At 63.4% G+C, this 13,148-nt stretch carries 9 protein-coding genes; 4 read left to right on the forward strand and 5 right to left on the reverse strand.

Annotated features, from left to right (window positions below; genetic code table 11):
* The first annotated feature begins 41 nt into the window (after positions 1–41).
* From HDE79_RS14380 to HDE79_RS14390, 3 genes are all read left to right on the forward strand, one after another.
* The gene (locus tag HDE79_RS14380; RefSeq protein WP_184602667.1) at positions 42–1,454 is read left to right on the forward strand and encodes a coniferyl aldehyde dehydrogenase; all 1,413 of its coding nucleotides are present in this window, start codon (positions 42–44) and stop codon (positions 1,452–1,454) included.
* Between the two features lie 215 nt (positions 1,455–1,669).
* Positions 1,670–1,966, forward strand: coding sequence for a YcgL domain-containing protein (locus HDE79_RS14385; RefSeq protein ID WP_184602668.1), 297 nt, complete (start codon positions 1,670–1,672; stop codon positions 1,964–1,966).
* Between the two features lie 111 nt (positions 1,967–2,077).
* On the forward strand, positions 2,078–5,539 hold the full coding sequence (locus HDE79_RS14390) for an ankyrin repeat domain-containing protein (RefSeq protein WP_184602669.1): 3,462 nt from the start codon (positions 2,078–2,080) through the stop codon (positions 5,537–5,539).
* A gap of 19 nt (positions 5,540–5,558) precedes the next feature.
* On the opposite strand, the gene HDE79_RS14395 is transcribed toward HDE79_RS14390, so the two are convergent.
* From HDE79_RS14395 to bioD, 5 genes are all read right to left on the reverse strand, one after another.
* A complete protein-coding gene (locus tag HDE79_RS14395) occupies positions 5,559–6,719 on the reverse strand; it encodes a glycosyltransferase family 9 protein (protein ID WP_184602670.1) in 1,161 nt (386 codons plus the stop codon).
* Positions 6,720–6,878: 159 nt separating this feature from the next.
* Entirely contained in the window at positions 6,879–8,711 is a 1,833-nt protein-coding gene (locus HDE79_RS14400) for a monovalent cation:proton antiporter-2 (CPA2) family protein (protein ID WP_184602671.1), read from the reverse strand.
* 171 nt (positions 8,712–8,882) lie between these two features.
* Entirely contained in the window at positions 8,883–11,078 is a 2,196-nt protein-coding gene (dcp, locus tag HDE79_RS14405) for a peptidyl-dipeptidase Dcp (protein ID WP_184602672.1), read from the reverse strand.
* A 238-nt stretch (positions 11,079–11,316) separates the two neighbouring features.
* A complete protein-coding gene (locus HDE79_RS14410; RefSeq protein ID WP_184602673.1) occupies positions 11,317–11,664 on the reverse strand; it encodes a hypothetical protein in 348 nt (115 codons plus the stop codon).
* A 67-nt stretch (positions 11,665–11,731) separates the two neighbouring features.
* Positions 11,732–12,412: a dethiobiotin synthase gene (bioD, locus tag HDE79_RS14415; protein ID WP_184602674.1), complete on the reverse strand. Its 681-nt coding sequence runs from the start codon at positions 12,410–12,412 to the stop codon at positions 11,732–11,734.
* A gap of 192 nt (positions 12,413–12,604) precedes the next feature.
* Between bioD and HDE79_RS14420 the strand changes: the two genes are divergently transcribed.
* Entirely contained in the window at positions 12,605–13,096 is a 492-nt protein-coding gene (locus HDE79_RS14420) for a GAF domain-containing protein (protein WP_184602675.1), read from the forward strand.
* Positions 13,097–13,148 lie beyond the last annotated feature (52 nt).

The following is a 13,148-nucleotide window of genomic DNA, read 5'->3' on the forward strand; positions in this document are numbered from 1 at the left end:
GGTGTGCTACAGATAAGGTCTTCTGCCTATCGAGAATACCGATGAGTCTCCCCGACGCAAGCCTTGCCGAACGCCTGCAGCAGTTGCGTGCCGCGCATGCCAAGGACCCGACGCCCGAATGGCCGGTCCGCGCCAAACGGCTGCATGCGCTGGAGACCCTGCTCAACGAGCAGCGCCACACATTTGCCGCGGCGATCAGCGCCGACTTCGGTCAGCGGCCAACCGAAGAAACTGATCTGCTGGAATTTTTCCCGAGCCTGTCCAGCGTCCGTCACGCATTAAAGAAAGGGCGTGGCTGGATGCGTCCGCAGCGCTCGTTGCCGGGCCTGACGTTTCTGCCGGCACGCAATGTATTGATCCCCCAACCGCTGGGCGTGATCGGCATCATCGTGCCGTGGAACTATCCGCTCTATCTGGCCATCGGCCCGCTGGTTGACGCGCTGGTCGCAGGCAACCGCGCCATGGTGAAGATGAGCGAGTTCACGCCGAGTTTTTCGGCGCTGTTCGCCGAACAGATCGCCAAGTATTTCCAGCCGAATGAAGTGACCGTCGTCACCGGTGACGCCGAGGTGGCGCAGACATTTTCATCGCTGCCGTTCGACCATCTGCTGTTTACCGGCTCCACCGCTGTCGGCCACCACGTGATGCGGGCCGCCGCCGCCAACCTGACACCGGTGACGCTGGAGCTCGGCGGCAAGTCGCCTGCGATCATCGGCCCCGGCGCGCGCTTCGACAATGCGGTGGAGCGCATCCTGTTCGGCAAACTCGTGAACGCCGGACAGACCTGCATCGCGCCCGACTACGTGCTGCTGCCGCGCGCGCGCATGGCTGAATTCATCGATGTCGCCAAACGCACGGTAACGAAGATGTATCCGCAGCTCGCGCAGAGCAAGCAATACGCCAGCGTCATTTCCGATCGCCAGTACGCGCGCCTGATCGGCCTGCGCGACAAGGCCGTCGCTGCCGGCGCGAAAGTGCATCTGTTGGGCGACGCGGCGGATGACGCCTCACGCCGCTTGCTGCCGCCGCAGTTGCTCAGCGATGTCGGCGACAGCATGGACATCATGCGCGACGAAATCTTCGGCCCGCTGCTGCCGCTGGTGCCGTACGACACGATGGATGAGGCGGTCGCCTATGTCGCCGCACATCCGCATCCGCTGGCACTGTACCTGTTCGAGGAAGACGGCGCGCTGATCGATTCGGTGCTGGCCCGCACCGTGGCCGGCGGCGTCAGCGTCAACGACACGCTGTATCACATCGCCCAGCACGGCCTGCCCTTCGGCGGCGTCGGCCCTTCGGGCATGGGTGGCTATCACGGTGAAGCCGGATTCCGCACGTTCTCGCACATGAAACCCGTGTTCCGGCAGGCAAGGCTCAACGGCGCGGGCATGCTCGGACCACCGTATGGAGCGTTTTTTCATCGCATGGTAAACATGCTGATCAAACGCGGCTGACTGGCGCATCGGGGCGAACTCGAATCCGAGCAAACTCCCAGGCAAGCGTGTTTACGGCAGGCACGGCAGGGGGAATGATATGGCGATGGTTCTTGCGGTCGCCGCTTTCCAACGTTATCTGTAAATCGGTTCGAGCAACCGACGGCTGGCGCTGTTACCCTCGTGATCGTCTTGAGCAGCACGACCGGTGTTTGCATAACCACGGGAGTACGGCCATGCAATGTTTCGTCTACGCCAGCCTGCGCAAAACCGACAGCTATCTCTGGCTGGCCCGCCGCGACGGCTTCGATGTGCTGTCCGAATCGCTCCTCTTGCTATTGGGCGAGTTGCGCTTCGTGGTCGAAGTGCAGCTGGACGAGCAACGCAAGCTGCCGGTCGAGGACACTGAGCAGGTGCTCGACCATCTGCGCACGCAGGGCTGGCACCTGCAGCTGCCACCACAGCAGACTCTGGCCGTCGCCAATCATCCTTCGTACAGGGAAGCCGCTTCGCGGGACGATCGCGATGATTGAAAGCGCGATCTCGGAAATGCCATCGTCGACGCGGAAGAAATCACCGAAAAATAGTATGGGCGTTAACATCAGGTTACCGTCTGAAGTCGCAACGATTTCTATACTGTCGACATGACCCAGCCCAAATCACGACGCCGCCCTCCTCTCGTGCAATCCCTCGCCTGGTTCATTCCAGGCTTGTTGGCCATCACGGCGGCAGGCTTTGTCACCCACCCGCTGACGTTGATTCCGCTGCTGCTGGCGAACGCACTGACGATGGCCGCGATCTGTCACGCGATCGGCTTCGATCCCGAACCGCATTTTGGCCGCACGGTTTTGCGGCGCGGCGCCGCGCATCTGGTGATGTTCACTGGCTATACCGTACTGGTGTTTTTACTGGTCGCCTGGCCGATGCTGCAGCTGAGCCATACACCCAGCCTCGGCGCCGCTCTTGTTCTGGCGGCCGCGCTGGTGATTGCGCTCGCTGCGCTTTGGCGACTGTGGCCAGCGTTCGGTCTGGTCTTCGTCTGGGACGATGCCTACCCTGCGCAGCGCGACAGTTCCTGGATTTTTACGGCTACCTTGCGCAGCCTGGCTTTCGGTCGGCATCTGTCGCACGAGGAGCGTTTCTTCAGCCATTTTCTACCCGCGTCGCTGGCCCTGCTGGTGATGGCTTTCGGTGCGGTCGCACTGACCGGCCTCTATGGTGTGCTGCCATCCGAACCACGCATCGCCGCGCTGGCCCTTTATGGCGTGGTGCTGCTGCCGCTGGGTAGCCTGATCATCGCCAACCGCACGCTTCGTGCACTGCTGTGCGCGAAGAACGTCAAGCAACCTGTGGCGGTCGTCCCGACGGCGATCAAGTCGATTCCGGCAAAGCAGCCGGTCGTCGTGGTGCTGAACGAACAGGAGCGCGCTGCCGGCACACCCGAGCAGGCCAAGGCGCTACTGATCGCCACACGCGATGGCGATATCGACCGCGCGCTTGCCTTGGTCGAAGCCGGCGCCGATCCGAATACCGCACCCGTTGCCGATGACCGCGACCAGCGCCCGGTGCTGATGCTTGCCGCGCTGCTGCCGGACATCCGCCTGCTGCGCGCACTGATCGCCAAGGGCGCCGACGTGAACCGTGACAGCGGCGGCATCACCCCTCTGCTCGCCGCCACCCGCGATAGCTGGCACGGCCGTGCCGAGGCGGTGATGACCCTGCTCGCCAACGGCGCCAATCCGCTGGCTGCCGACGCCGAGGGCAGCACACCGCTGCACGGCGCGGTGCTCAGCGCCGACGCTGGCGTGGCAGCCATGCTGCTCGATGCCTCCGCGCCGATCAACGCGCTCACGCGGTCGGGCGTCAGCCCGCTCGCGATTGCCTGCCGCGCCGCCAACTGGCCGCTGGCGAAATTTTTGCTGGAACACGGCGCCAAGCCCGCGCCGGCCAACGGCGAGCCCGCCCTGATTGCCGCTGCGGGTATCGCCGATGACGACGTCACCGGCGTCAAGCTGCTGCTCAAGCATCGCACTGCGGTCAACGCCGTCGATGCCCGTCATCGCAGCGCACTGCTGACCGCCGCTGCCGAAGGCCACGAACAGATCGCCCGGGTGCTGTGCGCGGCGGGTGCCGACGTTACCTTGGCCGACCATCGTGGCAGCACCGCGTTAATGGAAGCTGCTCGCGCCGGTGCGAGCGGCATCGTGCAGCTACTGGCCGAAGCGCAGCCCGATGCACGGGCGCGCGATCACCACGGCCGCGATGCGCTCACACTTGCCTGCCAATCACCGCATGCGCGCGGCGAAACCATCAGCGCCCTGCTTGCCCTGGGTGCCGAACCCAAAACACCAGGCGGCGATGGTCGCAGCGCGCTCGACCATGCCGCCGCCGCCGGCCGCTGGGATCTGGTCGCCCTGCTCGACCCCGACACACCGCTCCCAGCCAGCCATAGTCGCGATGTGTTGACCGAAGGTGCCGATACGCCGGCGCATCTGCTCGATGCGCTGCGCTTCGCTCATTGGGCGATCGTTTCAAGCTTTGCCGAGCGCGTGCGCGAATGGCCGCAGGGACAGCTGGCGCAGCTGTATCTGGATCTGGCCACGCCTGGCCTGAGTGCTGCGCGACGCTGGTTGCTCGAGCACGGCCTCGATGCCGAAGCGCGACTGCAGCCGCAGTTGCCCGATGATGCCGACACCGCGCAAGCCGATGCGCCGGCGCTGCCGCCACTGGGTCGTCGCCTGTTCGACGCCTTGCTGCAGCAACTGCCGACATCGACCGAAGCGCTGGATGATCTGCTGCAGGCCGGTGCCAGTCCAGCCGGTGCGGGGTTGTTGGCGCAAGCCCTCTCGCGCCTCAACGGCTCGGCACAATGCACGGCGCTACCACTCAATCTACTCGAACGCGGCGCCGATCCATTCGGTGCCGACGCACGCGACCGCACGCCGCTGCATCTTGCCGTGATCAACGGCCAGCTGAGCTTGCTGCAGGCATTGCTGGCACGCGGTTGCGACCCCAACACGCGCGACCGCGACGGCCGCACACCGCTGTTTGCCGCACTGGAGCACGGCGCTGATGCACTACCGCTGGTGCGCGCGCTGATCGCCCACGGCGCCAATCCCGAAGCCGCTGACGCCAATGGTGAAACTCCGCTGGGGTTGGCATTGGAGCACCCGGCCGTGGAGCGCTGGCTGGACTGGCACGACTGGTCACGGCCCAGCCGGCCGCTACGTGCTGACGATCTACCGGCCGCTGCTGCCGTCGGCGCACTCCCCACGGTGCAGCGACTGCTGGAACTCGGTTTCGCCGTCGACACCCAGGACGACCAGGGCGCGACTGCGCTACTGCGCGCCTGCGGTGCGGGCCATCGCGAAATCGCCGCAGCCCTGCTCGATGCCGGCGCGAACTCGTCCCTCGCCGCACGCAGCGGCGTGACACCGCTGGCCGCGGCGGTCGCCGCACGGCGCGAGGCGCTGGTTGCCTTGCTGTTGGAGCACAAGGCCGCGATCGATCAGCGCCTGCCCAACGACACGACGGCCCTGATGGTGGCCGCCGCCATGGGTCATCCGGAAATCGTCGAGGCTTTGCTCGATGGTGGCGCGGACGTCAACGCGGTGGATGCCGGTGGTCGCAGCGCCCTGCACGCCGCCGCGCAGTTCGGCTTTGAACACAATGACAGCCTGCGTGCGCGCCGGCTGTTCGACGGACTGCTCAAGCGCGGCGCCGACATCAATCAAGCCGACAGCGAGGGCAAGACGCCGTTGCTGTTGCTGCTCGGCGCGCAGCTGCGACCCGGCAGCGATTGCGATGCCACACATATTGGCGCGCTGGTGCCGCTGCTGCTGGATGCCGGCGCCAAAGTCGAGCATGCCGACCAGCGCGGTGTTACCGCGTTGCATGCCTGCGCGATGCACGCGCTGCTGCCGCCGGCCCGCGTACTGCTGTCACGCGGCGCCGATCGTCTTGCCGCCGACGCGTTCGGACGCACGGCGGCAGATGTGGCGCGACAGGTGGGCTATATCGACATTGCTCACGAACTGGCGCCGCGCGTCGGCGCGATTCCCAGTGTGCGGCAGACGCTGCGTCAGCCAGCACAGCCGGCAGACTGAAATCGATCGGATCGACGAATTACTCGACAGACAAATCCGGAGCTGCCTCCGCGGCGCACCGCGGCGGCAATGTGCGCCAGGCGGATATCACCTGCACGGTATCGATTTCGTCGATCCGGCGAACCTCGGGCATTCCGCCAATCACCGTGACCGCGCTACCGTGTCCGCTGCGCGGCGCCCACATGCATGGGAATCGCCCGCCAAACAGCACCACCAGCGGGCAGCCCATGGCCGCGGCCAGGTGGGCAGGACCGGTATCTACCGAAACCATGCTGTGGGCGATTTCAAGCAGCGCTTTCAGCCGACCTAGCGGAAGCACGGCGGTGTCGATTCGCAACGAACCGGTTTCGGTCGCGCTGAGCAGCGATTCGATATAGCCGGCTTCGGCGGCCGACCCGCAAAAGAGGATCTGGGCCTGCGGCAAGCGGTAACTGATGGCCCGTGCCAACGCGCCCCAGCGTTCGGCCGGCCAGGATTTGTCGTCATCGTCGGCATGCCGCACGCCATTCCAGCGTATCGTGCGTTTGTTTGCCGGCTGCAACAGCACCAGCGGCCGACCCAGCATACCTTGCACGCGCAGCCAGGCGTCTCGATCGTCGCGCTCGGCTTCGGTTACCTGCAGCTGAGGAGCTATTTCCGTTGATGCGATTGAAGCAGTCCAGGGATGACTGACGCGAAAAGCATCTGGCGTTTGATCGCCAAAACGCAGTAGCCAGTCGATCCAGTGCTCGTCCTGGAGCATCGTCATCGGCTGGATAAACTGGCAGTTCTCCGCCGGCACGCCGGCCAGCGCCAGCATCGGGCGCACCTTGGTCCCTGCACGTGGCTCCGGTTCGCAGATGTAGAAAGGTGAGTGGCGCAGCCGCCGCAATGCCATCGCGACGCGCCACCGTGGCGGACTGAACAACAGCGAGCCGTACTGGCTGCGCAGCGGAATAAACCCGTCCACCTCTGGCTGCGCAGAAAAAAGCACCTGCGGCCAGTCGCCCAAGGCCAGTACACGGCAGGGCTTGCCATAGCGCTGCTGCAGTTTGCGCAGCAACGGCTGCAACAGGATCGTATCGCCGAGGCGACCGAGACGGATCACTACGGGAGTTATCGGGGCCGCGGTGACAGCTGTCGACGTTATCGATGTGGCGTTTGTCGCCCCTTCGCGACGCGAAGGATTTCTTGCAGTCATGGGCATGACTCCAAGCAACGCCGGACTAGGTATGCGGTTGACGGTATGCGCATGGATTCCCCTTGGGAGCTTGTCACATGGTGACGCCCCTCCCTGAGCAATTCCTTTCGAACAACGCCCCTCCGGCGAACAGAAAGCGCCTGCGCCTTTGGGGCCGACTCAATCCTCGGCGCTGAGCGGCTTGTCCTTGTCGCGCTGACGTTCCCGCTCGGCACCCGGCTCGGCGTCCGCTTCAAACAGCTGTTGCAAATCGGCCATGGCATCGCGCGTGCTCTGGATCAGCTTGGTCTCGTCATCGTAGACCAACGCCTGCTTCTTCAGCACATCCTCGTCGTAGCGCCGGAAACGCTCGACCCGATCGACGGCAAGCTCATGCGAGAGACCCAGTGCCTCCAGCGTCTTGCGGGTCATCTTGAGACTGGAATGGAACGTCTCGCGCACCGGCTCGTCGATGCCCATGTCCATCAGACGGAACACATGCTGACGATTGCGTGCCCGGGCGATGATTTTGAGATGAGGGTACTGCCGTTTCACCAGCCTCGCCGTGCGCAGGCTGGTTTCCGGATCGTCGGTGGCAAGCACGAAGACCTCAGCCTTGTCGGCCTGTGCTGCTCGCAGCAACTCCGGTCGGGTCGGGTCACCGAAGAACAGGTTGATGCTGCCGAAACGACGCGAGGCATCCACCTGCTCCACCGAATGCTCCAGCGCCACGAACGGAATGCCCTGCGCACGCAGCACGCGGCCGATAATCTGTCCCATGCGGCCGAAGCCCGCGATGATCACCCGCGGTGTATCGGTATCGATCGTGTCGTACTCGCGTGTCGGCTTTTTCGGCTTGACGTTGAGTAGCCTCGCGGCGAGCACCACCAGCAGCGGCGTCAAGGCCATCGACAACGTGATCGCCAGCACCAGTGCGTCGCGCTGGCCGCCATCGATCAGCTGCTTCTCGGCGGCCTGCTTCAGCACCACGAACGCAAACTCGCCGCCGCTGGCCAGCAACATGATCAGGCGCAAACTGTCGGAGCGGTTGAGCCCGCCTGGCAGTCGCGCCAGCGGCCACAGCAAAAGGCCTTTCAATAGCAAAAGGCCGATAACCAGCTCCGCCACCAGCAGCGGCTGCACCAGCAGCAGCGACATATCCATCGACATACCGACGCTGATAAAAAACAAACCGAGCAGCAGCCCTTTGAACGGCTCGATATGCGATTCCATCTCATGCCGGTATTCCGAATCGGCCAGCAGCACGCCAGCGAGAAACGCGCCCAGCGTGGCCGACACATGCGCCAGTTCCATGATCAACGCGGTACCCATCACCACCAGCAGCGCAGTAGCCGTGGAGACTTCCACCGAATCGGCTTTCGCCACGAATCGGAACACCGGCCGCAACAGATAGCGGCCACCCACCACCACCGCCACAATCACGCCAATCGTGCGCAGCACGCTATAAATATCGACGCCGTGCGAAGCCGACGTAGTGGCAAGCAGCGGCACTGCCGCAATCAGCGGGATCGCTGCCAGATCCTGGAACAGCAGGATCGAGAACGCCTGCCGCCCGTACGCCGAACCGGCCTCCTTGCGTTCGGCCAGTATCTGCAGACCAAATGCAGTGGACGACAGCGCCAGGCTACCGCCGACAATCGCCGCCGACCGCCCGCTGAGGCCGAATAGAAAATAGCCGACCGCACCGATTGCCATGGCCGCACTCAACACCTGCAACAGGCCGGTGCCAAACACCGAGCGACGCATCACCCACAGCCGCTGCGGTGACAGCTCCAGGCCGATCACGAACAGCATCAGCACCACGCCGAACTCGGAGATCGATGCAACGCCTTCGGTATCGCTGATCAGCCCCAGCAGCTGCGGGCCAATCACCATGCCGGCAATCATGTAACCCAGCACAGAGCCGAGCCGGAAGCGTTTGGTCAATGGCACGGCGATGACCGTCGCCAGCAAAAACACCACCGCGGTCTTCAGAAATTGAAAGCTGTCCACGCGTTGGCGGCTCCAGTCGATGAAGCTCGATTATTCCATGCGCACACCGGCTGTGCCGGATGATTCGCAATTTCGTGCGACATCCACAGCTGACGGTTGCTTCCAGTAGAAATGATCAGGCCCGCACATGGCGGGCCTGATCATTTCTGTACACCTAGTCGAAACGCGACCTTACTTTTTCGGTGCGTCCTTCAGGCCACGATCGATCAGCATCGGCTCGATGCTCGGCTCCTTGCCGCGCCAGTCCTTGTACATCGTGCCAAGGTCTTCGGTGTTGCCGCGTGAGAGCACCATCGTGCGGAAGCGATCACCGTTCTCGCGGGTCAGACCGCCGTGTTCCTTGAACCACTCGAAGCCGTCGTCCGCCAGCATCTCGGTCCACAGATAGGCGTAGTAACCGGCGGCATAGCCGTTGCTCCAGATGTGCATGAAGTAGCTGGAGCGATAGCGTGGCGGCACATAGCTCAGATCGATCTTGTCGTTCTTCAGCGTTTCGGCCTCGAACTTGTCGGCGTCCTGCTTTGGTGCGTCGGCACCCAGCGTATGCCAGCCCATGTCGAGCAGCGCGGCCGAGACCAGCTCGGTCATGTCATAGCCCTTGTTGAAGGTACCGGCCTTCTTCATCTTGTCGACCAGCGCCTGCGGCATCGGCTCGCCGGTCTTGTAGTTCTTCGCGTAATTGGCGAACACCTTCGGATCGGACGCCCAGTGCTCATTGAACTGCGACGGAAACTCGACGAAGTCACGCGCGGTGTTGGCACCGGACAGCGACGGGTACTTGGTGTTGGCGAACATGCCGTGCAGGCCGTGACCAAACTCGTGGAACATGGTGACCACGTCATCGAACGACAACAGCGCCGGCTGGCCCGCGGCCGGCTTGGTGAAGTTGGCCACGTTGTAGATCACCGGTTTGGCGCCAAGGAGCGTGGACTCATTGACAAAATTGCTCATCCAGGCGCCGCCGTTCTTGTTGTCGCGCTTGAAATAGTCGCAATAGAACAGCGCCATCGAGGTGCCGTCCTTGTCAAACACCTCGAACACGCGCACGTCAGGCTGGTACACCGGAATGTCCTTGCGCTCCTTGAAGGTCAGGCCGTAAAGCTGGTTGGCGGCGTAGAACACGCCGTTCTGCAACACGTTGTCCAGTTCGAAGTAAGGCTTGATCTGCGCTTCGTCGAGGTCGTACTTGGCCTTGCGCACCTGTTCGGAGTAATGCTCCCAGTCCCATGCGGCGACCTTGAAGCCGCCCTTCTGCTGGTCGATCACCGCCTGGATGTCTTTCGACTCGCGCTCGGCGCGGGCCGTGGCAGCCGGCACCAGGTTCTGCATGAACTTGATCGCGGTATCCGGCGTCTTGGCCATCTGGTCGTCCAGCGTCCAGGCGGCATAGTTGGGGTAGCCCAGCAACTTGGCCTGCTCGGCGCGGATCTGCGCGATGCGCTCAATCATGTCGCGGGTGTCGTTGGCATCGCCTTTTTCAGCGCGATTCCACGAAGCGTTGAACAAGGCCTCACGCGTGGCGCGATCGTTGATGTCCTGCAGCGCAGGTTGCTGGGTGGTGTTCTGCAGCACTACAACCCACTTGCCATCGACCTTGCGCTCTTTCGCGGCGCCGGCCGCTGCTGCGATATCGGCATCGGACAGACCGTCAAGCTTGGCTTTGTCGTCCACCACCAGCGCACCGGCCTTGGTCGCGGCGAGCAGCTTGTTGCTGAACTGGGTGCTGAGGGTCGACTCCTCCTTGTTGAGATCCTTCAGCTTGGCCTTGTCGGCGTCGGACAGCTTGGCGCCACCACGGACGAAGTTCTTGTAGGTCACTTCGACCAGGTGCAGCGATTCCGGATCGAGCTTGAGCGCGTCGCGCTGGTCGTACACCGCCTGGACGCGCGCAAACAGCTTGCTGTTGAGCGTAATGGCGTCGCGATGCGCGGCCAGCTTTGGTGCTTCCTCTTCCTCCACCTTCTGCAGCGTATCGCTGGTGTTGGCCTGGGCCACGCCTTCGAACGCCATCATCGCGCGAGTCAGCAGGGCGCCGGATTTCTCCATCGCCACGTAGGTATTGTCGAAGGTGGGCGCGTCCGGGTTGTCGGCAATCTTCTCGATCTCCGCCAGATGCTGCTTCATGCCTTCCTCGATCGCCGGCTGGTAATCCGCCTCGGTGATCTTGTCGAACGGCGGCGCCTGGAACGGCAGCGTACTAGCCGCAAAGAACGGATTATTGGTGCTGGCGGCAGGCGCCGGCGTCGCGGTACTGGCGTGCGCCACCGTTGCCGCGGTGGCGGGCTGCTTGGCGGTATCGTCGGACGGCTGCGAACAGGCACCCAGAGCGATGGATGTGGCGATAACGATCATACGCAGACGGAGCATCGGAGTTCCCCAGGAATTGTGCAAGATAACGCGTCCGAAGGACGAGTGAGCAGTAAACAGCCATTGACTCTAACCATTCTCGCCCGATTCTTCCAAGGGCCGAAAGTCAGGGGCACCGGGCTACCGGGGTGGATTGCAGTCTGGACTAACACGGACCAAGGGATCGAATGACCGATTCATCCGATGAGATGCTGCCACCGGTTCAACTGGGGCAATTTGAAGATGAATCCGTAGGCTCTCAGGCTGCACGCATATCGCGCAGCTGCCAAGCGCTGCCGATCAACAGATTCAGCCGCTGCCGCACAACGCTCATCGGCAAGGTCGTGAGCAGCTCGACCTCGATATGCAGGTCGCTGACCCTGGCCGTCACCTCCGCCTGCGGATCAGTCGCGGCCAGGCTGCTGTCGACCGCATCGGGATCGGGCTGCGCCGCGCGCCAGCGTTCGAAGAGGGAGGCATCCCGCAACGCCTGCTGCATCGCCGTGGCGAAGTCGCCCGGGCCAGCGCCCTCGTAGGAAAAGCGTGGGTCGCTGCCGCGCGCCTTGGTCAGATCAGCAATGGAAAGGTAGTAGTGACTGCGGGCCATGGTGCCTCCGGCGATAGGTGCATGTTTGAGTGGTCAATGCGCTATCGAAGCACGCACGATGTGAAGCTCAGCCCAAGGTCGCCGCGGCGGTCTGCAGATGTATGGCGGCCTGCTTTGGCGCCACGCCGTGCGGCAACACGCCGAGGCACGGCGCAGGCATCAGCTCGCGCAGGGTTGCCAGATTCTCGTCCAGCGCCAGCATGTCCGGATCAATCACGTTGCCGATCCAGCCCAGCAGCTGGCAGCCATCGGCTTCGATGACCCGTGCACTGAGCAACGCATGATTGATACACCCCAGCCGCAGACCGACCACGAGAATCACCGGCAGCTCCCACTGCTTGGCTATATCCGCTGCCGAGAGGCCCGGCGCTAGTGGCACCAGCCAGCCGCCGACGCCTTCAACCACCACGCGCTGATGGCTGCCAATGAGCTGATCGAATGCGTGGCGCAACGGCGCCAACGAAATCTCGACGCCCTCATGCGCAGCGGCCAAATGCGGTGCCAGCGGTTCGCTCAAGGCGATCGGATTGATCCATTCGTAAGGCAACAAAGAGCTGCTCGCTGCCTGCAGCGCCAGCGCATCGTCGTTGCACAACCCCTGCGGCGTTGGCGTGCAGCCGCTGGCCACCGGCTTCATGCCGCAGGTGTTGTAGCCCGCAGCACGCAGCGCATGGAGCAGCGCGCAGGCGGCGTGCGTCTTGCCGATGCCGGTATCGGTGCCCGCAATGAAAACAGCTGCCTGATTCACGTTGCCACCCTGCCTTGGCAACCCCGCTTGAAAAAATACGGCAAACGGCCGGTCAGCATAAAGGCGAACATCCGCTGGCAAACATGCCGAGTCGACCCGCCTCGATGCCTTCACGTTGCTCGACGAGTTTCATTAAGCCCTACTCCAATAGATAGCACGGGGCATAATACGTACTTTGCCGGCAGACCCATCATGTTCGAGTCCATCACGACAAACTATGCCAGCAAGCGCGAACACTATGACGAGCTGGTCAATCAGGCCCGCGGGCTCATGCTGGGCGAGGCCGACATGATCGCCAATGCGGCCAACTTCAGCGCGCTGATTTTCAACAGCCTGCCCGAGGTGAACTGGGCCGGCTTTTATCTGTTCGACGGCAACGAACTGGTGGTCGGTCCGTTCCAGGGCAAGCCGGCGTGCATCCGCATCGCACTCGGCCGCGGCGTCTGCGGCACGGCCGCGCAGCATCGACAAACGCAGCTGGTTCGGGACGTGCATGCATTCGATGGACATATCGCCTGCGACGCCGCTTCGCAGTCGGAAATCGTGGTGCCGTTGGTAAAAGCCGACGGTACCCTGCTCGGCGTGTGGGACGTCGACAGCCCGATGATCAACCGCTTCGATGACGAAGATCGTGTGGGTATGGAAGCGCTGTGCGCAGCGTTTCTGGAAACCTTGCCGCGCTGATCCGCTTGGGTTGAGTCGTCGCGCCGCGTCAGCGCTGACCAAATTGCGCTGA

The sequence above is a fragment of the Rhodanobacter sp. MP1X3 genome (assembly GCF_014207165.1).
In the GTDB taxonomy this organism is placed as follows: Bacteria; Pseudomonadota; Gammaproteobacteria; order Xanthomonadales; family Rhodanobacteraceae; genus Rhodanobacter.